We start from the raw sequence: 20662 nt of genomic DNA on the forward strand, positions 1-20662 counted from the left end.
GACATCAGAAAAGTAGAGATTTTTCTCACTTCCAGGGAGCTTGTGGTGATTGCGAACAAGCAGTGGTGAATCTTGAAATGGGCTGATGCGTTTATGATAATGAATTTGAAACAATAAAAATTCGGTGAGCACACCTTATCGTGCACCCTGTTGTTAGACAGGTCAGAGATGTAGGAGAAAGAATATCTTCCTACAATTGAGGTGGCACCGCGGTATCGAATCGTCCTCACACAGATTTTTCTGTGTGAGGTTTTTTGTATCTCAAAGGAACCCAGTGAGACTGCAGCTCAAAGGGCCCGCGAGAGAAAAAGATCATAAACAGGATTGAAGATATAGAAAAGAGGACACAATCATGACAGAAACAAAAGGCTATTTCGGACAATTTGGTGGATCTTTCGTACCAGAACCCATTCAAAACTTGCTCAATCAATTAGAGGCAACTTTTGAACAGTATAAAAATGACCCAGAATTTATTGCAGAATACAAACATTATTTGAAAGACTATTCTGGACGCGAAACACCACTCTACTTTGCGGAAAGTTTAACAGAGCATTTAGGTGGAGCAAAAATTTATTTGAAGCGCGAAGACTTGAATCACCTAGGTTCGCATAAATTGAATAACGTCTTGGGGCAAATCCTCTTGGCCAAACGCATGGGCAAAACGCGCGTGATTGCTGAAACAGGAGCCGGTCAACACGGTGTAGCTACAGCAGCTGCAGCAGCTAAGTTTGGCATGGCCTGTGATGTCTACATGGGAGCAGAAGACGTGGAACGCCAACGTCTCAATGTCTTCCGCATGGAAATGATGGGAGCAACCGTCCACGCAGTTGAAACCGGTACCAAGACCTTGAAAGACGCCGTTGATGCTGCCTTTGGAGCATGGATGGCGGATCTGGATGCCTTTTATGTTTTGGGTTCTGCTGTTGGACCTCACCCTTACCCAACCATTGTGCATGAATTCCAAAAAGTGATCAGTGAAGAATCTAAACGTCAAATCTTGGAAAAAGAAGGCCGTTTGCCGGATTATGTGATTGCCTGTGTCGGTGGTGGCTCTAATGCCATCGGTGCCTTTTCTGAGTATGTCGCAGAAGAGGAAGTCGGCTTGATTGGGGTAGAAGCAGCTGGTCATGGCTTGGATACCGATCAACACGCAGCGACCATGACCAAAGGGACTATCGGTGTGGTTGATGGGATGAAGACCTATGCAGTCTTTGGCGAAGATGGAAAAGTAGCGCCAGTTTACTCGATCTCTGCTGGTTTGGACTACCCAGGGGTTGGCCCAGAGCATGCTTTCTTTAAAGATTCTGGTCGTGTCGAATATGTAGCAGCGACAGATGATGAAGCAGTAGAAGCTCTTCTTCTTCTCAGTAAGACAGAAGGAATTCTCCCAGCCATTGAAAGCTCACACGCGATTGCAGAAGCGGTTAAACGTGCTCCAAAACTGGATAAAGACAAGATCATCATCATCAATGTTTCCGGACGTGGGGACAAGGACGTAGCTGCCATCGCTGATTATCTAGAAGCGAAAGCTGCAAAATAAAAAGAATTTATCTGCAAAACATCGTATAAAGCAGTAAAGCGTGATAACTGAGAAAGAGACAGGGAACAAAGGGAATCCGGTCTCTTTCTTTTTTGAGAGCAAAGACGAGAATGCCTAAGATGGATGCGATCTGAATGAGAATGAGGATCTTGGTAGAAGAAAAGCTTAGCGAAAAGGTAGCTAGTAAGAGAAAATCTCCTGCTCCCATTCCGATAAAGAAAAAGTGAGCTCCAATCGCAAGGAGTAAAAAGACCAGCATGAGGAGATTACTACCGGATAAAAAGAGGACCAAGGCATGGAGACAGCACCAGATGACCAAGGGGTATTCCATAAAGCGAAGGTCATAAATGGCTAAAACGGCAGCTCCCAGTAGTGTTAGAAGTTGAGGCAGGGAAAGGTAACCATTGGCGCAGGCTAAAAAGAGCAGGCCACTCCAGACCTCAAAAAGGCAGTACCAAAATGGGTAGGTCTGATGACAATAGCGACAGCGAAAACGATGGAGTAGTTGCGAGATAATGGGGATGAGATCCCAAGCTCCAAGGACGTGCTGACATTGATCACAATGACTACGAGGAGCGAGAATGGATTGGTTTGGGAAACGGTCGACAACTAGTCCCAAAAAAGAGGCGATGCAAGTACCGATGGTAAAAAAATAAAAGTTGATCATACTTATTTATTCGTAAAGCAATCGGAAAATTTCATCATTTGCTTGAAAATCTTGTAAAGCCTTTCTAAATTTGATACAATAATGAACATGAAAAACCTATATGATGTTCAACAATTTTTAAAACGTTTTGGAATCATCATTTACGTAGGGAAGCGCCTCTATGACATCGAATTGATGAAAATTGAGCTTCAACGTCTTTATGATGCAGGCCTGATGGAGCGGCTCGATTATTTAGAAGCCGATACCGTTTTAAGAAGAGAACACAAGCAAGAATTAGAATTTTTGAAAAAGAGTGAGGTAGAGTGATGGGAAATATCATTGTTTGGTTGGTTATTTTAGGAGCGTTTGGATGGATGGCGTTTAATTATTTCCGCATCCGTAAAGCTGCTAAATTTGTGGACAATGCAACCTTTGAAGAGCTGATTCGTCAAGGGCAGTTGATTGACTTGCGAGAGCCAGCTGAGTTTCATGCCAAGCATATTTTAGGAGCTCGTAACATTCCTTCTACCCAGTTGAAGTTGAGTCTTGCAGCCTTGCGTAAAGATAAACCAATTTTGCTCTATGAAAATAGCCGTAGTTCGCGTGTAACCAATGCGGCTCTCTATCTTAAGAAACAGGGCTATACAGACATTTATGTCTTGTCTTATGGTCTCGATTCTTGGAATGGGAAAGTGAAAAAAGACACTTAATAAAAAGAGCTCTAACTGCACAAAGTGTGTGGTTAGAGCTTTTTTATCTCGTTTTTTTAAGGTAGTCTTTGACCCGTGTGAGCTCCACCTCATTCAAAGGTCGGCTTTCTCCAGGGACTAACTGAGGATCCAAGGTGAAGGGACCAAAAGACAAGCGTTTTAAGGTCATTACTTTGACCCCAATGGCCAAAAACATCTTTTTCACTTGGTGGTATTTTCCTTCTGAGATCCGGACCTGGGCCTTGCTGTAGCTGGGGGTGCTTTCTAGAATGGTCAAGGAGGCAGGCTTGCAGATAGGGCCGTCTGTGAATGAAATCCCATTCTGAAATTGCTCGATGTGGGCTGCATAGAGCGGACCATTGACTTCTACCTCATAGACCTTCTCCACATGGTATTGGGGATGGAGCAGTTGAAAGCCTAAGGGACCATTATCTGTGAGGAGGAGCAGACCACTGGTATCGCGATCGAGGCGACCAAGCGGATAGAGATCTGGGTACTCTTGCTGGGGGTCCACTAGCTCGATCACCGTTGGATGGTGGGCGTCTCTTTTGGCAGTCACGGCCCCGATAGGTTTATAGAGCATGTAGTAGTGGTGACGCGGTTCTTGAATGATCCGATCCCCTATTTGGATTTGTTGGAGTCCAGGGTCGATGTTTTGGGATAGCTTTTGAGCTGGTAGGTGATCGACCAAGATTTGCCTTCGGGCCAGAAGTTGTTTGATGTCTTTGCGAGCGTACTGAAGGTTTGCCATCAATTGATCTAATCTCATGGGAGCCTCTTTTTCTGAAATTCTTATCATCAGTGTATCATGAAAAGAAAAGGAAATCGAGTCGGAGAAAAGAAATGAAGATGAAAACATTTACAACTAGCTGAACTGTGTTTTTTAGATAGGACTGTGGTATAATTGTTCAGTTAGAAATATTATTTAAAATTTTATAGAGGAAATCATGACAAAATTAAGAGAAGATATTCGTAACGTTGCGATCATTGCCCACGTTGACCATGGTAAAACAACCTTGGTAGACGAATTGTTGAAACAATCGCACACCTTGGATGAACGTAAAGAATTGCAAGAACGTGCAATGGACTCAAACGATCTTGAAAAAGAACGTGGGATCACGATCCTTGCTAAAAATACAGCCGTTGCTTATAACGGAACTCGAATCAATATCATGGACACACCAGGACACGCAGACTTCGGTGGAGAAGTGGAACGGATCATGAAAATGGTCGATGGGGTTGTATTGGTCGTTGATGCCTACGAAGGAACCATGCCTCAGACTCGTTTCGTATTGAAAAAAGCCTTGGAACAAGATCTTGTTCCGATCGTTGTAGTCAACAAAATCGACAAACCATCTGCTCGTCCAGAAGAAGTTGTAGATGAAGTTCTTGAACTCTTCATCGAATTGGGTGCGGATGATGACCAATTGGAATTCCCAGTTGTTTATGCATCAGCGATCAACGGAACATCTTCACTTTCAGACGATCCAGCTGATCAAGAGCACACAATGGCGCCGATCTTTGATACCATCATTGATCACATCCCAGCTCCAGTTGATAACTCAGATGAACCTCTTCAATTCCAAGTATCCCTGCTTGATTACAACGACTTCGTTGGACGTATCGGTATCGGACGTGTCTTCCGTGGTACTGTAAAAGTTGGGGACCAAGTAACCCTTTCTAAATTGGATGGAACAACTAAGAACTTCCGTGTTACCAAACTCTTTGGTTTCTTTGGTTTGGAACGTCGTGAAATTCAAGAAGCCAAAGCTGGAGACTTGATCGCTATTTCTGGTATGGAAGATATCTTCGTTGGAGAAACCATCACACCGACAGACGCAGTTGAAGCTCTTCCAATCCTTCACATCGATGAACCGACGCTTCAAATGACCTTCTTGGTCAACAACTCACCATTTGCTGGTCGCGAAGGAAAATGGGTGACCTCTCGTAAAGTTGAAGAACGCTTGCAAGCGGAATTGCAAACAGACGTCTCTCTTCGTGTTGACCCAACTGATTCACCTGATAAATGGACCGTTTCAGGACGTGGGGAATTGCACTTGTCTATCTTGATTGAAACCATGCGTCGTGAAGGATACGAATTGCAAGTATCTCGTCCAGAAGTTATTATCAAGGAAATTGATGGTGTCAAATGTGAACCATTTGAGCGCGTTCAAATCGATACACCAGAAGAATACCAAGGATCTGTTATCCAAAGCCTTTCTGAACGTAAAGGTGAAATGTTGGATATGATCTCAACTGGTAACGGTCAAACTCGTTTGGTCTTCCTTGTTCCAGCGCGTGGTTTGATTGGGTACTCAACTGAGTTCTTGTCAATGACACGTGGTTACGGAATCATGAACCACACCTTTGATCAATACTTGCCAGTGATTCCAGGAGAAATCGGTGGACGTCACCGTGGTGCTCTTGTTTCAATCGATAACGGAAAAGCAACCACATACTCTATCATGTCTATCGAAGAACGTGGTACGATCTTTGTCAATCCAGGTACAGAAGTTTACGAAGGAATGATCATCGGGGAAAACTCTCGTGAGAACGACTTGACCGTAAACATTACGAAAGCCAAACAAATGACCAACGTTCGTTCAGCTACTAAGGACCAAACAGCGGTTATCAAGACTCCTCGTATCTTGACCTTAGAAGAATCTCTTGAGTTCTTGAACGACGATGAGTACATGGAAGTAACGCCTGAATCTATCCGTTTGCGGAAACAAATCTTGAACAAAGCAGAACGCGAAAAAGCAAATAAAAAGAAAAAATCAGCAGCTGCTGAATAATACGGAAAGAAAGGAGAAACAAAATGGTCTATTTTATCTTAGGGATTTTGATTCTCCTTTTTTACCTTTTTATGACCCCCAAAAGTATTCGTGGTACCTTAAACAGTGTCACAATGGTGGTCTTGATCGTCTCCATTATCGTACTGACTTGTCTCGCCATTTTTCAGATATTCCAACTACCGTCTGAGTTTTTTGTCGGTGCCTTTCTCGCCTTTGTTGGCTACCTGGCTTTGGTGGATATTTCGAGATTACCAACTAAGTCAAAAAAACTGAAACAGTAAACATTCAACAAACATCGAAAGCACTAGAGCTGTAAAAGGGGAATTCTTCACTTTTGTAGCTCTTTTTTGTTTAGCAAGAGTTAAAAAACATTTAAACGATGAAAGAAGGAGGACACCTGTGTGGGTTTGCTAATTGATTGTGGTAAGGGTATAATAAAGAAAAGTAATAAGGAGGGAATAGTGATGAAATTAAAAATGATTCGAAACCTGTTTCTGATTTTTGGAGGGATTAGTGTTTTACTCTTGGGATCTTGTAGTAGAAACTCTAGCCCTAAAAAATCTTCTGGCGAGTTTTCACAGTATGAATATGCTGTTAGTTTCTATTCCTATCGTCCAAAGAGGAAAAGAGATACCCTAACAAAGCTCTATTTCATTGACAAAAAAGGGGAACAAAAAGAGCACTCCCTAAAGGGGTATAGTATTGGTACGCTTTTCCAAGAAGGAAATGAAATCTATGCCTACTCCTTAGGAACGAGGCCTCATTTGGTGTTCAAGTCTCCTTCTACTTATTCCGTTTATCCAAGTCAAATTCCCTTTGTGGATTTTACTAACTATTCCGTTCGATTTGTTTCAAAGGGACAGAAAGGGCCGATTGAAGGATTATCTGTAGAGGATGGGAGTGTAGGTGTGTTGAGAAGTCGCATTTGCTACACTAACTCTAAAAACAAGCAGGTACTGTCACCAAAGGTTAATCTGAGCCTTGGTAAAGGGATCGAAGTCAACTCAAAAATTTTCGTTACAGGATTTGATTTAGTTGGTGATGATATGAGTTTTCTCTACCTAGATGAGGAAAAGAACGAATTTGAGCGGATTGAGTTGCAAGATCCGTCTCAGTCTGATTTCCAGGAACTCTTATTGGTAGACGGAAAAGTGATAACTGTTGGGAATCCTCATTTTAGTCGCTTTGATGATGAGGAGAAGCGAGAGGAAAAGAAAAATAAAATTAGCTTAACAAGTGTTGATCCAACTAGCTTAGAAGCAAAAGAAGAGACCTTTGAAGCTGAGAGAGTCTTCACTGCCTATCCATTTAAAAATAACTTTCGCTTTGTGACATCAGATCGTCGATTATTAGAATATACAAGTGACTTAAAACTTGTTTCTGAAAAGGACCTATCCGGTACTGATTTTGTCAATCTTTTTAGTGACACAAGTCTAACAGTCCGAGAAGTACGCTATACTGATGATAAGGTCGTAGTCCTAGTAACTCCAGCAAAAGCTTCTACCAAAGAAATGGGAACCATTGTCGAATTTGATACTGAAACCTTAGAGGTGAAAAAACGGATTACGATTCCGCTATCTGAAAAAGCAGAATGGGAGACGGATTCCGCTGATTTGCTTCTGATTGATCATTCCTAAAAATTTTACCAAGAAATACAGGAAAGAAAGATGAGTCCAAGTAAATGAAGCATTAACTTTCTTTTCCCACTATGGACAATACCTATCGATGAGTAATTTTTTTCTATTGGCGGGTGATTTTTGATTCGGTCTGTAGAAGTTGAAGCTAATGGTTATGTGTACGTTTTCTTTATTGATCTGTCTTAGATGATTGATATTCACCTACCTATGCGCATGAAACGAATCCCACGTTAGGCTGTATAGTTTTCTTTAGCAATCATGTATGGTGGGATGGGACAGGAGCAGAGTTTTATGTACGTAGAATGCTTGAGATCTCTTATATGTCAGAAACTGGGAAAAGCTATTTACAAGGCTTGTCTCGAGGAATTTAATGGGTTTAGAGATGTTAGTTATATTCCATACAAATAAAAGAACCTAGTAACAAACTAAATATTAAACTAGGAATGCCTCCTAGACAGTTAGGGAAATAGATAGAGGTATAAGAATGAGAAATAACATCAGTTGAATGGATTTCATCGGATGTTGTTTCTTTTTCTGTCTTTGGGCTTTTTAATTTTGCTAAAAAAAGGTAAAATAGAGAGTGATAAAAATGGAGCGAAGAAATCATGAAATTTGTGAAACAATTTGAAAATAAAAAGGTTCTTGTATTAGGTTTGGCTAAGTCAGGCGAGTCAGCTGCCCGTTTGTTAGATCGCTTAGGAGCGATTGTGACCGTCAATGATGGCAAACCTTTTGAAGAAAATCCAGCAGCACAAAGTTTACTGGAAGAAGGGATTAAAGTTGTGACAGGAGGTCACCCTCTGGAATTGTTGGATGAAGACTTTGCAGTCATGGTCAAAAATCCAGGAATTCCTTATTCCAATCCGATGGTTGAAAAAGCGCTTGAAAAAGGCATTCCCGTCCTCACTGAAGTGGAATTGGCCTATCTGATTTCGGATGCGCCAATTATTGGGATTACAGGATCAAACGGAAAAACGACGACGACAACCATGATCGGGGAAGTCTTGACGGCTGCCGGCCAAGGTGGTCTATTGTCTGGAAATATCGGTTTTCCAGCTAGCCAAGTTGCACAAACAGCGACCGAAAAGGAAGTCCTGGTCATGGAATTGTCTTCTTTCCAATTGATGGGAATTGAAGCCTTCCATCCAGAGATTGCAGTGATTACCAACCTCATGCCAACCCATATCGACTATCATGGTTCTTTTGAAAATTATGTAGCTGCCAAATGGAATCTTCAAAAGAATATGACAGAAAAAGATGTCATTGTCTTGAACTTCAACCAAGACCTGGCCAAGGAACTCGCTACAAAAACCAAGGCAAGGGTCCTTCCATTTTCAACGGTCGAAAAAGTGGATGGGGCTTATTTGGAAGATGAACTTCTCAAGTTTAAGGGAGAAGTTGTTATGCGAGCAGATGAACTGGGTGTTCCAGGTAGTCACAATATAGAGAATGCCTTGGCAACGATTGCTGTTGCAAAAGTCCGTGGTGTGGAGAATGAGGTCATTAAAGAAACCTTGTCAGCTTTTGGAGGAGTGAAACACCGTCTTCAATATGTGGATGAAATTCAAGGTGTCAAATTCTATAATGATAGCAAATCGACTAATATTTTAGCGACGCAAAAAGCTCTTTCTGGTTTTGATAACAGCAAGGTGATCTTGATTGCAGGAGGGCTCGATCGTGGCAATGAATTTGATGAATTGGTGCCACACATTACTGGCCTAAAGGAAATGGTGATTCTAGGGGAATCAGCTCCTCGAGTGAAACGCGCAGCCGATAATGCAGGCGTCCCTTATGTCGATGCGGCAGATGTAGCAGATGCTACAAAGAAAGCCTTTGACTTGGCTAGCCCTGGAGATGTTGTGCTACTAAGTCCTGCCAATGCTAGCTGGGATATGTATCCAAATTTTGAAGTGCGTGGGGATGAATTCCTTGCTACAGTAAAAGGGTTGAAATAAGATGAAAAAAATAATGTTTACTGGTGGGGGAACCGTGGGACATGTGACCCTTAATCTCCTCTTGATTCCAAAATTTATCGAAGATGGATGGGAAGTCCATTATATTGGGGATAAAAAAGGAATCGAATACCAAGAGATCAAAAAGTCTGGCTTAGACGTACGATTCCATTCGATTGCAACAGGGAAATTGCGTCGCTATTTCTCTTTCCAAAATATGATGGATGTGTTCAAGGTGGCTTGGGGAACGCTCCAGTCCATTGCAATCCTGCTTCGTGTGCGCCCACAAGTTCTCTTCTCAAAAGGGGGATTTGTCTCGGTGCCACCAGTGATCGCAGCCCGACTCACGCGTGTCCCTGTCTATATTCATGAGTCGGATCTCTCGATGGGATTGGCCAACAAAATTGCTTATAAATTTGCTACCAAGATGTACACGACCTTTGAGCAAGCACATGGTTTGACAAAGAGTGAGCATATCGGTGCGGTAACCAAGGTCACAGATCATATTCCGACAACTTCTGAAGAATTAGAAGAAAAAACACAAGGATTTCAAAAAGACTTGCCGACACTTCTCTTTGTCGGAGGATCAGCTGGTGCGCGTGTCTTTAATGAATTTGTGACAGAGCACAAAGCAGAGCTCTTGCAGCACTACAATATCATCAATTTGACGGGTGATTCAACATTGAATCAGGCTGAGGGTGGCTTGTATCGAGTGGATTATGTAACGGATCAGTATTTGCCAATGCTCCAGAAGGCTGATTTAGTGGTGACTAGGGGTGGAGCCAACACCTTATTTGAACTCTTAGCTATGAACAAACTCCATTTGATTGTACCGCTAGGAAAAGAAGCCAGCCGTGGCGATCAGATTGAAAATGCCCAATATTTTGTGGACAAGGGTTATGCAGAGCAATTGCAGGAAGATCAATTGACGCTCGAAACCTTTAATGAAACCATTCAAGAAATGTTGAAGCAAAGCCAAGTCTACCACCAAGCAATGGAAAAATCGACAGAGCTCCTTTCACTAGACGATTTTTATGGCCTGCTTCAAAAAGATATCAGTAAGGGAAAAGATGACGGACGACAATAAAAAAACGCCAACGGATGACAAAATTACAGAATTGTCAGCCTGGCAAAAAAGAAACAAAGAATATTTAGAAAAAAAAGCGCTTGAAAAAGCGGAAGAAGCTGAAAGCGAAGAAGCACAAGAAGACGAAGACCTTTCAGAAAAAGAAACAGCTTCCGTCTCAGAGGAAGGATCTGACGAACGAAAAGAGTCTGAAGAGGAAAATGAATCTGAGGGCGAAGAGGATCCAGAAGCAGATAGAGAAAGTTCAGAAGAAGAGGATGATCCAGCTGTAGAGGAGCTAGATCCTTCAGAGAAGCAAGAGAAAAAGCCTTCGTTTTTTAAACGTTTGAAGACGAAAAAACCAAAGAAGGAACCGACAGTGGCAAAACGCCATATCTATCGTGCCCTTCCAGTTATCGGAATTAGCTCGATTGTTGCCCTTCTCTCGATCTATTTTTTAAGTCCCCTGTCCACACAGAAAGTAATTGAATTTTCAGGGAACAAGGCGGTTGACCAGCAACTCTTGTATGAAAAAAGCCGCATCAAGGAAGAAGATTATACCCTGACGACCTTCCTTCATAAATCGGTCTATGAACAAAATATGAAAACGGCTAGTCCATGGATTAAAGAAGTGCACATGCATTATCAATTCCCGGTGACCTTTAAAGTCAATGTCGTGGAACACAAAGTGGTTGCCTATTATGTGACCGGAGAAGACCACTATCCAGTATTGGAAAATGGAGAAGTAGTGGAGACAGTAACTCCAGCTTCGGAATTGCCGTCCTCCTATATTAGCTTGAAATTCTCAGATCGAGAATTGGTTAGACAATTTGTTCAAGAAATGAAATCCATTTCTTCTTCCATTACGGATAAAATTGTTTCGGTTGATCTGACACCGAGCAAGGTTACCAAGGATCTAGTGACCATTACCATGAAAAACGATAATAAAATCTTGGTGCCTGTTTCCCAAATTACCCGCAAGCTTCCTTATTATAAGGCTATCAGTAAGCAATTAGACGATGCTTCGACTATCGATATGGAGGCTGGAGTTTTCAGCTATAGTGAACAATCCATTGCAGATGCCAAAGAGCAAGCTGAAAAAGAAAAGGCTGAAAGTACAGAAAATCAGGATGAACATTCTGAGGAAGCAAGCCAAGAACAGAATCAAGAACAGAATCCAGAAGGAGAAAATTCTTCTGGGAATGGGTAAAGCCCATAAATTATCTCAAATAATTGAAGAAAAAATGTCCATTTTAGGCTTCTTTGTGATATAATGAAGTTTGGATAGTTCCAACTAAAAGGGCTATAAATAGATGTAAAGTGAAAACAAATAAAGAGAGAGGACTGGTGTAATGGCTAGAGACGGCTTTTTTACAGGTTTAGATATCGGTACTAGTTCAATAAAAGTATTGGTGGCAGAACATGTCAATGGAGAAATGAATGTAATTGGAGTCAGCAATGCAAAAAGTGCTGGCGTCAAAGATGGAATTATAGTAGATATCGAAGCTGCTTCAAATGCAATTAAAAATGCAATCAGCCAAGCTGAAGAAAAAGCAGGGATTTCAATCAATCTAGTCAATGTTGGGTTGCCTGCAAACTTACTACAAATCGAAGCAACTCAAGGAATGATTCCAGTCACAAGTGATTCGAAAGAAATCACAGATGCAGATGTTGAAAATGTTGTCAAATCTGCACTCACAAAAAGCATGACACCGGATCGTGAAGTAATCACCTTCATTCCTGAGGAATTCACAGTTGATGGTTTCCAAGGAATCCGCGATCCACGCGGAATGATGGGGATCCGACTTGAAATGCGTGGCCTTCTTTATACAGGACCTCGTACAATCTTGCACAATTTGCGTAAAACAGTTGAACGTGCCGGCTTACAAGTTGAAAACATCATCATTTCACCGCTTGCGATGATCAAAACAGTCTTGAATGAAGGCGAACGTGAATTCGGAGCAACGGTGATTGATATGGGTGGTGGCCAAACAACGGTGGCATCTGTTCGTAGCCAAGAACTTCAATTTACAAATATCTACCAAGAAGGTGGCGATTATGTTACCAAAGATATTTCTAAAGTATTGAAAACTTCTCAAAAATTGGCAGAAGGCTTGAAGTTCAACTACGGTGAAGCCTATGTGCCATCTGCTGGAAACGAAGTCTTCCATGTAGAAGTCATCGGTGAAGTAGAGCCAGTTGAAGTGACTGAGAAGTACTTAGCTGAAATCATTTCAGCACGTATCAAACACATCTTTGAGCAAATCAAACAAGATCTTGAGAGAAGACATTTGTTGGATCTTCCTGGTGGTATTGTGATTATCGGTGGAGGAGCGATCCTTCCTGGTGTTGAAGAATTGGCTCAAGAAGTCTTTGGTGTAAATGTGAAATTGTTTGTTCCAAATCAAATTGGAATTCGCAATCCAGCTTTTGCCCATGTAATTAGCTTGTCTGAATATGCAGGCAATTTGACAGATGTGGATATTATTGCTCAAGCTGCGGTTCATGGAGACGAAGTCTTGCGTCAACAACCGATTCAATTTGATCGTCCAGTGCAACCACAAGTACAACCACAACCTGCTGCTCCAGCACAACCGGTAGTACCTGCATACAATGCTGAGAAGATTGAATCTCCTGTAGATGCTCAAGAAATTCCAGCAGCAAGCAATGATAGCAAACAAGAACCAAAAACTACATTCACAGACCGAATGAAAAATTTGATCGGTAATATGTTTGATTAAGGAGTGTAAGTATTTATGACATTTTCATTTGACACAGCAGCGGCACAAGGTGCAGTAATTAAAGTAATCGGTGTCGGTGGCGGTGGCGGTAACGCCATCAATCGTATGATTGACGAAGGCGTTGCCGGTGTAGAATTCATCGCAGCTAATACAGATGTTCAAGCACTTTCAAGTGCAAAAGCTGAAACAGTTATCCAATTGGGTCCAAAATTGACTCGTGGATTGGGTGCTGGAGGTCAACCTGAAGTTGGTCGTAAGGCAGCTGAAGAAAGCGAAGAAGTGTTAACAGAAGCTTTGCAAGGTGCAGACATGGTCTTCATCACTGCAGGGATGGGTGGAGGATCTGGTACAGGTGCTGCACCAGTCATCGCTCGTATTGCCAAAGCTGTAGGTGCTTTGACAGTAGCAGTTGTGACTCGTCCATTCGGGTTTGAAGGTTCAAAACGTGGCAACTTCGCTATTGAAGGGATCAACGAACTTCGCGAACATGTAGATACCTTGTTGATTATTTCTAATAACAACTTGCTTGAAATTGTAGACAAGAAGACACCGCTTCTTGAAGCTTTGAGTGAAGCAGATAACGTTCTTCGTCAAGGTGTTCAAGGGATCACTGACTTGATCACAAGTCCTGGATTGATCAACCTTGACTTTGCAGACGTGAAGACCGTTATGGAAAATAAAGGAAATGCCCTCATGGGTATTGGTGTTGGTAGTGGTGAAGAACGCGTTATCGAAGCGGCTCGTAAAGCCATTTACTCTCCACTTCTTGAAACTACAATTGATGGTGCAGAAGACGTGATCGTCAACGTAACAGGTGGTTTGGATATGACATTGATCGAAGCTGAAGAAGCTTCAGAAATTGTAAACCAAGCTGCAGGTCACGGAGTGAACATCTGGTTGGGTACATCTATTGATGAATCTCTTAAAGATGAAATCCGCGTGACGGTTGTTGCAACTGGTGTCCGTCAAGACAAGGTAGAACGCGTTAGCGGAATTGCTTCCTCACAACGTCCTTATAAAACAGGACCACGTGAACAACGCCCACAAGCTGCACCATTTGACCGTGAATTTGATTTGAAACAAGATGTTGAATTGCCAACAACTCCAAGTCGTCCAGCGGTAGAACCAAACCGTGGCTCAGCCTTTGGTGATTGGGATATTCGTCGTGAGAATATCGTTCGCCAAACTGAACCAACATCAACACATCAAGTTGATCGTTACGTAGATTCATCTTCAGATGATGATGAATTGGAAACACCACCATTCTTCCGGAATCGTTAATCATGAATCTGGTAGAGAATGCTGATCTTGTTCGGCAACAAGTAGAAACAGCAAGAAACAAAGCTAACCGTCAAGATCAAGTAAATGTGATAGCTGTCACCAAGTATGTGGATGTTGCCACAACAGAAGCACTGGTGAAAACAGGTATCCAACATATCGGTGAAAATCGTGTCGATAAATTCCTAGAAAAGTATCAAGCTCTAAAAGAGTATGACCTCACTTGGCACTTGATTGGGAGCCTCCAACGGCGGAAAGTAAAAGACGTGATCAATCTTGTCGATTACTTTCATGCCTTGGATTCGGTGAAGCTGGCTCAAGAAATTCAAAAGCGAGCAGAACACCCAATCAAGTGTTTCCTCCAAGTGAACATTTCTGGTGAAGAAAGTAAGCATGGATTTGCACCCGATGAACTGGATGATGTTTTAGCGGAAATCGCACAGTTGGACAAAATTGAAATTGTTGGTTTAATGACGATGGCTCCTTTTGAGGCTAGTCAAGAAGAGTTGCAGGATATTTTTTCAAAAACTCACCAACTTCAGAAACAACTAGAAAAGAAACAATTAAAAAATATGCCTTTTTCAGAACTAAGTATGGGTATGAGTCGTGACTTTGAAGTAGCCATTGCGAACGGAGCGACTTATGTTAGAATTGGGACATCATTTTTTAAATAGGAAAGAACTATGTCATTAAAAGATAAATTTAACAACTTTATTGACTACTTCACAGAAGACGGTGAAGAAGTAGAAGTTCGCGAGGCAAAAGCAGCTGGGGCGGAAACACAACCAGTTCCACAGCCACAGCCGACTCCTCAAGTGACTTCTCCACGTCCACAGATTAGTCAAAGAGAACCAGTAAAACCAAAACCGACTCCTGTCGCACCTGTTACGACTCCAGTGTCTACAGCGGCAGTGAAGGAACCTGTTTCAACAACGAAAAATACATCTGAAAATATTACTCGCTTGCATGAACGTCAACGTGAATTGGCTGCTAATCGTGCGAATACAGATGAAAAGATTACCATTGATGTACGCTATCCCCGCAAATACGAAGAAGCGACTGAAATTGTTGATCTATTACTATCTAATGAGAGTATCTTGATTGACTTCCAATATATGACTGAAGTACAAGCACGTCGTTGTTTAGATTATTTGGATGGGGCTCGTTATGTTTTAGCAGGAAATCTTCGTCGTGTTGCAAGTACCATGTACTTGTTGACTCCAATTAATGTAGTCGTTAACATTGAAGATATCCGCCTTCCAAATGATGTGGAAGTGACAGAATTTGACTATGATATGAAACGTAATCGTTAAGATGGTTATCTTTCAATACTTATCAAATATCATTCAAATCTATTCCATCATTCTTGTCATCTATGCCTTACTATCTTGGTTCCCTGGGGCACCTCAGAGTACTCTTGGACAAATGGTTCACCGCCTAGTTGAACCATTTTTGAGCCTTTTTAGAAAGTTACCATTGCAGTTTGGGGGCTTGGATTTTACAGTTCTGGTAGCACTTTTGGTCTTGAACTTGATGAATCAGTTATTAGCCCGCTTGTTCCTACTTTTGATTGGATAGAATACGATGGGACAGACAGAGATTTACCAACATTTCAATCGCGAAGATCACGAATTCATTGATCGCTGTATTGAATTGTCTGAAAGAGTGGTGGAACGCTATTCTGTTGAGGTGACGGGTTTTTTAAACCCTCATCAGGTCACTATTTTACGAAATATCGCGGCAAGCTACCAATTACAGGTCTTTGCTTCCAGTGATGAGCAGAAAATGGAGTATGCCAAGGTTATTGTTGCTCCGGATTATTATCAATTGGATCCAAGTGACTTTGATCTGACCCTATTGGAAATGGTCTATGCTTCAAAATTTCATCACTTGACCCATTCCCAGGTACTGGGGACCATTGTTCACCAATTGGGTGTGGAGCGCAAGTCCTTTGGAGATATTCTGACGAGTGATGGAAAGATCCAAGTATTTGTTGAACAGCGTTTTGTTCCCTATTTCATGGATCACATCCAGAAAATTTCTCGGGTACCTGTTAAGCTGAGGGAAGTTCCTCTATCTGAACAAATAATCATAGAGGAAGAAAGCCAGAAGCGAGATATTCTCGTGTCGAGTTATCGGTTAGATAAGGTGATTGCTGGGACCTTCAAGCTTTCACGCTCACAAGCTAGTCAGTTGATTAGTTCTGGTCTAGTGAAAGTTAACTATGCGACTACTTCCAATGTTAGCTATATTGTAGGTCTGAATGATTTAGTCAGTGTCCGACGCTTTGGGCGTCTTAAAATTGTTTCTGAAAATGGTATTTCAAAGAGTGGAAAATATAAAGTAACTGTTGAAGTACTCTTAAGTAAAAAATGAGGAGGAGTTATGGCTCTTACTGCTTTAGAAATTAAAGATAAAACTTTTGGCGTTAAATTTAGAGGGTATGATGCGAACGAAGTAGAAGAATTTCTAGATATTGTTGTTCGCGATTATGAAGATCTTGTTCGTTTAAATCATGATCAAGAAGCAAAAATTCAAGCTCTTGAAGAACGCTTAAACTATTTTGATGAAATGAAAGATTCATTGAGTCAATCTGTTTTGATTGCACAAGATACTGCTGAACGTGTCAAACAAGCAGCTAACGAACGTTCTGAAAATATTGTTCGTCAAGCTGAACAAGATGCACAGCACTTAGTAGATGAAGCAAAACAAAAAGCAAATGAAATCCTTCGTCACGCAACGGATAATGCCAAGAAGGTTGCCGTTGAAACAGAGGAATTGAAGAACAAGACACGCGTCTTCCATCAACGTTTGAAATCAACCATCGAAAGCCAATTGAGCATTATCGATACACCTGAATGGGATGAAATTCTTCGTCCAACAGCTATGTACATTCAAACAAGTGATGAAGCTTTCCGTGAAATTGTGGAGAAAGCTTTGGGTGAATCAGTTCACCATCATCATGCAGAAGATGATAACATTGATTTGACTCGTCAATTCTCTCCAGCTGAAATCGAAGAATTGCAAAAACGCATCGAAGCTGCTAATTTAGAATTGGGTGCAACACAAGCGTTTGAAGGTTTGAATGAAAAAGTTCAATCCGCTTTAGAAGAGGCAGAGCACGCTCGTCATGAAAATGAGGAAGTCGTTGAGGTTGAAGAAACTGTTCAACCAAAAGATGATGCAAATCGTGAATCTGTCAATATTTTATAATTTTGTAAAAACAGGTCCATTAATGATAGGTCTAGCGAGCAGATGATGGTGGAAGATCTGCACTCCCTCTTAATGGATGATCCTTTTACAGTATTCGTTCTGAACCCTTGAGTAAGAACGGACGTTTCCCTCGTTACGGGATGAGAGGAGAAGGTCGCTTGCGACTTCTCAAACAAAGGTGGTACCACGAGCAATCGTCCTTTTTAGGATGCTCGTGTTTTTTTATAGCTTTTAAATCAATAAGGAGACACAATGAAACTCAAAGAAACATTGAATCTTGGAAAAACAGCTTTTCCAATGCGGGCTGGGCTTCCAACGAAGGAACCAGTTTGGCAAAAAGAATGGGAAGATGCAAAATTGTATCAACGCCGTCAAGAGTTGAATGAAGGAAAACCGCATTTTACGCTTCATGATGGCCCTCCCTATGCTAACGGAAATATCCACGTAGGACATGCCATGAACAAGATCTCAAAAGATATCATTGTTCGTTCTAAGTCTATGTCAGGTTTTTATGCACCGTACATCCCAGGTTGGGATACCCATGGTTTGCCAATTGAGCAAGTCTTGGCTAAACAAGGTGTGAAACGTAAAGAAATGGACTTGGTTGAGTACCTAAAACTCTGCCGTGAATACGCTCTTTCTCAAGTAGATAAACAACGCGAAGACTTTAAACGCTTAGGTGTTTCAGGTGATTGGGACCATCCTTATGTAACCTTGACGCCTGACTATGAAGCAGCACAAATCCGTGTCTTCGGTGAAATGGCCAATAAAGGCTATATCTACCGTGGGGCTAAGCCTGTTTACTGGTCTTGGTCTTCTGAATCAGCCCTCGCTGAAGCAGAGATTGAATACCATGATTTGGTATCAACGTCTCTTTACTATGCGAACAAAGTTAAAGATGGTAAGGGTATCCTAGATACAGACACTTACATCGTTGTCTGGACAACAACTCCATTTACTGTTACAGCTTCTCGTGGATTGACGGTGGGTGCAGAGTTTGATTATGTCGTAGTGAAACCTGCTGGATCTGACCGCAAGTATGTCTTAGCATCTGAGCTCTTGCCAAGCCTTTCTGAAAAATTTGGTTGGGAAAATGCTGAAGTCCTTGCAACTTACCAAGGAAAAGAATTGAACCATATCGTGACAGAACACCCATGGGATCCTGAAGTGGATGAATTGGTGATCCTTGGTGAGCATGTAACCCTTGATTCAGGTACTGGTATCGTCCATACTGCTCCTGGTTTTGGTGAGGATGACTACAATGTAGGGATTGCCAATGGCCTCGAAGTTGCTGTTACTGTTAACGAACGCGGAATCATGATGGAAAATGCTGGCCCTGACTTTGCAGGTCAGTTCTATGACAAGGTTGTTCCAACAGTTATCGAAAAACTTGGTGATTTGCTCCTTGCTCAAGAAGAAATCTCTCACTCCTACCCATTTGACTGGCGTACGAAAAAACCAATCATCTGGCGTGCAGTTCCACAATGGTTTGCCTCAGTATCGAAATTCCGTCAAGATATCTTGGACGAAATTGAAAAAGTGAAATTCCACTCAGAATGGGGGAAAGTGCGTCTCTACAACATGATTCGTGACCGTGGTGACTGGGTCATCTCTCGTCAACGTGCCTGGGGTGTGCCCCTTCCAATCTTCTATGCAGAAGACGGAACACCAATCATGAAGGCTGAAACCATCGAACATGTAGCGCAACTCTTTGAAGAACATGGTTCCATCATCTGGTGGCAACGTGAAGCGAAAGACCTCTTGCCAGAAGGATTTACCCATCCTGGTTCACCAAATGGCGAATTTACAAAAGAAACAGATATCATGGACGTCTGGTTTGACTCAGGTTCGTCTTGGAATGGGGTTGTCGTTAACCGTCCAGAACTCAAATACCCAGCTGATCTTTACCTAGAAGGTTCAGACCAATACCGTGGTTGGTTCAACTCATCCCTCATCACATCTGTGGCGAACCATGGTGTCGCACCATACAAACAAATCTTGTCTCAAGGTTTCGCTTTGGATGGGAAAGGTGAGAAGATGTCTAAATCTCTTGGAAATACCATTGCTCCAAGTGATGTTGAAAAGCAATTTGGTGCTGAAATCTTGCGTCTCTGGGTAACCAGTGTAGACTCAAGTAATGACGTGCGTATCTCAATGGATATCTTGAGCCAAGTGTCTGAGACTTACCGTAAGATCCGAAATACTCTTCGTTTCTTGATTGCCAACACTTCTGACTTTAACCCAGCTGAGGATGCAGTTGCTTATGACGAGCTTCGTTCAGTGGACAAGTACATGACCATTCGCTTTAACCAGCTTGTCAAGACTATCCGTGACGCTTATGAAAACTTTGAGTTCTTGACGATCTACAAGGCGCTTGTTAACTTTATCAACGTTGACTTGTCAGCCTTCTACCTGGATTTTGCCAAGGATGTTGTTTACATCGAAGGAGCTAAATCCCTCGAACGCCGTCAAATGCAAACAGTCTTCTATGATATCCTTGTGAAAATCACGAAACTCTTGACGCCAATTCTTCCTCACACTGCTGAAGAAATCTGGTCCTATCTTGAGTTTGAAGCAGAAGACTTCGTTCAATTGTCAGAATTGCCAGAAGCAGAAACGTTTGCCAACCAAGAAGAAATCTTGGATACTTGGTCAGCCTTCATGGACTTCCGTGGTCAAGCTCAAAAAGCCTTGGAAGAAGCGCGGAATGAAAAAGTGATCGGTAAATCTCTTGAAGCTCACTTGACAGTTTATCCAAACGAAGTCGTGAAAACACTTCTTGGAGCTGTTGATAGCAATGTTGCTCAACTCTTGATTGTCTCAGATTTGACTATCGCAGAAGGCTCAGCTCCAGAAGGTGCAGTGGCCTTTGAAGATGTAGCCTTTACGGTTGAACGTGCAGCTGGTGAAGTTTGTGACCGTTGCCGTCGCATTGATCCAACAACGGCTGAACGCCACTACCATGCAACCATCTGTGACCACTGTGCAAGCATCGTCGAAGAGAACTTTGCGGACGCAGTCGCAGAAGGATTTGAAGCTAAATAAAAGCCATTAAAGAGAGTGGGACAGAAATCGGTAATTCGT

The 20662-nt window shown here is 42.0% G+C and carries 19 protein-coding genes and 1 other annotated feature (1 of these 20 only partly in view); of the genes, 17 read left to right on the forward strand and 2 right to left on the reverse strand.

Annotated elements, in window-relative coordinates; genetic code table 11:
* Positions 1 to 231, forward strand: a binding site (T-box leader); it begins 5 nt to the left of the window's first position.
* 121 nt (positions 232 to 352) lie between these two features.
* A complete protein-coding gene (trpB, locus tag HMPREF2904_RS02880; RefSeq protein WP_070659882.1) occupies positions 353 to 1540 on the forward strand; it encodes a tryptophan synthase subunit beta in 1188 nt (395 codons plus the stop codon).
* Positions 1541 to 1547: 7 nt separating this feature from the next.
* On the opposite strand, the gene HMPREF2904_RS02885 is transcribed toward trpB, so the two are convergent.
* Entirely contained in the window at positions 1548 to 2207 is a 660-nt protein-coding gene (locus tag HMPREF2904_RS02885) for a prepilin peptidase (RefSeq protein ID WP_070659885.1), read from the reverse strand.
* 87 nt (positions 2208 to 2294) lie between these two features.
* On the opposite strand from HMPREF2904_RS02885, the gene HMPREF2904_RS02890 reads away from it, so the two are divergent.
* Together HMPREF2904_RS02890 and HMPREF2904_RS02895 are read left to right on the forward strand one after the other, a co-directional pair.
* A complete protein-coding gene (locus tag HMPREF2904_RS02890) occupies positions 2295 to 2513 on the forward strand; it encodes a YqgQ family protein (RefSeq protein WP_003017930.1) in 219 nt (72 codons plus the stop codon).
* Complete coding sequence (locus HMPREF2904_RS02895; protein ID WP_070659888.1) at positions 2513 to 2896, forward strand: rhodanese-like domain-containing protein; 384 nt, start codon at positions 2513 to 2515, stop codon at positions 2894 to 2896. Before HMPREF2904_RS02890 ends, HMPREF2904_RS02895 begins: the two co-directional genes overlap by 1 nt.
* A gap of 43 nt (positions 2897 to 2939) precedes the next feature.
* Here the strand turns inward: HMPREF2904_RS02895 and HMPREF2904_RS02900 are convergent, their stop codons facing one another.
* Entirely contained in the window at positions 2940 to 3665 is a 726-nt protein-coding gene (locus tag HMPREF2904_RS02900; protein WP_070659891.1) for a 16S rRNA pseudouridine(516) synthase, read from the reverse strand.
* Positions 3666 to 3843: 178 nt separating this feature from the next.
* Here HMPREF2904_RS02900 and typA point away from each other — a divergent pair, with 178 nt between their 5' ends.
* From typA to ileS, 14 genes are all read left to right on the forward strand, one after another.
* Entirely contained in the window at positions 3844 to 5691 is a 1848-nt protein-coding gene (gene typA, locus HMPREF2904_RS02905) for a translational GTPase TypA (protein ID WP_003017941.1), read from the forward strand.
* A 23-nt stretch (positions 5692 to 5714) separates the two neighbouring features.
* A complete protein-coding gene (locus tag HMPREF2904_RS02910) occupies positions 5715 to 5972 on the forward strand; it encodes a DUF3165 family protein (protein ID WP_070659894.1) in 258 nt (85 codons plus the stop codon).
* A 183-nt stretch (positions 5973 to 6155) separates the two neighbouring features.
* Positions 6156 to 7328 carry a hypothetical protein gene (locus HMPREF2904_RS02915; protein WP_070659897.1) on the forward strand — a complete coding sequence of 391 codons (1173 nt, stop codon included), beginning with the start codon at positions 6156 to 6158 and terminating at the stop codon, positions 7326 to 7328.
* Positions 7329 to 7933: 605 nt separating this feature from the next.
* The gene (gene murD, locus HMPREF2904_RS02920) at positions 7934 to 9283 is read left to right on the forward strand and encodes a UDP-N-acetylmuramoyl-L-alanine--D-glutamate ligase (RefSeq protein ID WP_070659900.1); all 1350 of its coding nucleotides are present in this window, start codon (positions 7934 to 7936) and stop codon (positions 9281 to 9283) included.
* A 1-nt stretch (position 9284) separates the two neighbouring features.
* Positions 9285 to 10367, forward strand: coding sequence for a UDP-N-acetylglucosamine--N-acetylmuramyl-(pentapeptide) pyrophosphoryl-undecaprenol N-acetylglucosamine transferase (locus HMPREF2904_RS02925; RefSeq protein WP_070659903.1), 1083 nt, complete (start codon positions 9285 to 9287; stop codon positions 10365 to 10367).
* The gene (locus HMPREF2904_RS02930) at positions 10351 to 11556 is read left to right on the forward strand and encodes a cell division protein FtsQ/DivIB (protein WP_070659905.1); all 1206 of its coding nucleotides are present in this window, start codon (positions 10351 to 10353) and stop codon (positions 11554 to 11556) included. Before HMPREF2904_RS02925 ends, HMPREF2904_RS02930 begins: the two co-directional genes overlap by 17 nt.
* 142 nt (positions 11557 to 11698) lie before the next feature.
* Positions 11699 to 13087, forward strand: coding sequence for a cell division protein FtsA (ftsA, locus tag HMPREF2904_RS02935; RefSeq protein WP_003005953.1), 1389 nt, complete (start codon positions 11699 to 11701; stop codon positions 13085 to 13087).
* Between the two features lie 15 nt (positions 13088 to 13102).
* Positions 13103 to 14368, forward strand: coding sequence for a cell division protein FtsZ (gene ftsZ / locus HMPREF2904_RS02940; protein WP_003005955.1), 1266 nt, complete (start codon positions 13103 to 13105; stop codon positions 14366 to 14368).
* A gap of 2 nt (positions 14369 to 14370) precedes the next feature.
* A complete protein-coding gene (locus HMPREF2904_RS02945; RefSeq protein WP_003011742.1) occupies positions 14371 to 15039 on the forward strand; it encodes a YggS family pyridoxal phosphate-dependent enzyme in 669 nt (222 codons plus the stop codon).
* A gap of 9 nt (positions 15040 to 15048) precedes the next feature.
* The gene (locus HMPREF2904_RS02950) at positions 15049 to 15678 is read left to right on the forward strand and encodes a cell division protein SepF (protein WP_003005962.1); all 630 of its coding nucleotides are present in this window, start codon (positions 15049 to 15051) and stop codon (positions 15676 to 15678) included.
* A gap of 1 nt (position 15679) precedes the next feature.
* Positions 15680 to 15943, forward strand: coding sequence for a YggT family protein (locus tag HMPREF2904_RS02955; protein ID WP_003011858.1), 264 nt, complete (start codon positions 15680 to 15682; stop codon positions 15941 to 15943).
* A 6-nt stretch (positions 15944 to 15949) separates the two neighbouring features.
* The gene (locus HMPREF2904_RS02960; RefSeq protein ID WP_070659908.1) at positions 15950 to 16741 is read left to right on the forward strand and encodes a YlmH family RNA-binding protein; all 792 of its coding nucleotides are present in this window, start codon (positions 15950 to 15952) and stop codon (positions 16739 to 16741) included.
* A 9-nt stretch (positions 16742 to 16750) separates the two neighbouring features.
* Positions 16751 to 17578 carry a DivIVA domain-containing protein gene (locus HMPREF2904_RS02965; protein WP_070659911.1) on the forward strand — a complete coding sequence of 276 codons (828 nt, stop codon included), beginning with the start codon at positions 16751 to 16753 and terminating at the stop codon, positions 17576 to 17578.
* A gap of 252 nt (positions 17579 to 17830) precedes the next feature.
* A complete protein-coding gene (gene ileS, locus HMPREF2904_RS02970; protein WP_070659914.1) occupies positions 17831 to 20623 on the forward strand; it encodes an isoleucine--tRNA ligase in 2793 nt (930 codons plus the stop codon).
* Positions 20624 to 20662: the final 39 nt, after the last annotated feature.

Origin of the sequence: Streptococcus sp. HMSC072G04 (assembly GCF_001813295.1) — a bacterium.
Taxonomy (GTDB): Bacteria; Bacillota; Bacilli; order Lactobacillales; family Streptococcaceae; genus Streptococcus.

Coding starts and splice junctions, on each gene's coding strand:
- HMPREF2904_RS02890 (WP_003017930.1), top strand. CDS start 2,295: ATGAAAAACCTATATGATGTTCAACAATTTTTAAAACGTTTTGGAATC.
- murD (WP_070659900.1), top strand. CDS start 7,934: ATGAAATTTGTGAAACAATTTGAAAATAAAAAGGTTCTTGTATTAGGT.
- HMPREF2904_RS02900 (WP_070659891.1), bottom strand. CDS start 3,665: ATGAGATTAGATCAATTGATGGCAAACCTTCAGTACGCTCGCAAAGAC.
- trpB (WP_070659882.1), top strand. CDS start 353: ATGACAGAAACAAAAGGCTATTTCGGACAATTTGGTGGATCTTTCGTA.
- ftsZ (WP_003005955.1), top strand. CDS start 13,103: ATGACATTTTCATTTGACACAGCAGCGGCACAAGGTGCAGTAATTAAA.
- HMPREF2904_RS02915 (WP_070659897.1), top strand. CDS start 6,156: ATGAAATTAAAAATGATTCGAAACCTGTTTCTGATTTTTGGAGGGATT.
- ftsA (WP_003005953.1), top strand. CDS start 11,699: ATGGCTAGAGACGGCTTTTTTACAGGTTTAGATATCGGTACTAGTTCA.
- HMPREF2904_RS02925 (WP_070659903.1), top strand. CDS start 9,285: ATGAAAAAAATAATGTTTACTGGTGGGGGAACCGTGGGACATGTGACC.
- HMPREF2904_RS02945 (WP_003011742.1), top strand. CDS start 14,371: ATGAATCTGGTAGAGAATGCTGATCTTGTTCGGCAACAAGTAGAAACA.
- typA (WP_003017941.1), top strand. CDS start 3,844: ATGACAAAATTAAGAGAAGATATTCGTAACGTTGCGATCATTGCCCAC.
- ileS (WP_070659914.1), top strand. CDS start 17,831: ATGAAACTCAAAGAAACATTGAATCTTGGAAAAACAGCTTTTCCAATG.
- HMPREF2904_RS02895 (WP_070659888.1), top strand. CDS start 2,513: ATGGGAAATATCATTGTTTGGTTGGTTATTTTAGGAGCGTTTGGATGG.
- HMPREF2904_RS02910 (WP_070659894.1), top strand. CDS start 5,715: ATGGTCTATTTTATCTTAGGGATTTTGATTCTCCTTTTTTACCTTTTT.
- HMPREF2904_RS02955 (WP_003011858.1), top strand. CDS start 15,680: ATGGTTATCTTTCAATACTTATCAAATATCATTCAAATCTATTCCATC.
- HMPREF2904_RS02965 (WP_070659911.1), top strand. CDS start 16,751: ATGGCTCTTACTGCTTTAGAAATTAAAGATAAAACTTTTGGCGTTAAA.
- HMPREF2904_RS02950 (WP_003005962.1), top strand. CDS start 15,049: ATGTCATTAAAAGATAAATTTAACAACTTTATTGACTACTTCACAGAA.
- HMPREF2904_RS02930 (WP_070659905.1), top strand. CDS start 10,351: ATGACGGACGACAATAAAAAAACGCCAACGGATGACAAAATTACAGAA.
- HMPREF2904_RS02885 (WP_070659885.1), bottom strand. CDS start 2,207: ATGATCAACTTTTATTTTTTTACCATCGGTACTTGCATCGCCTCTTTT.
- HMPREF2904_RS02960 (WP_070659908.1), top strand. CDS start 15,950: ATGGGACAGACAGAGATTTACCAACATTTCAATCGCGAAGATCACGAA.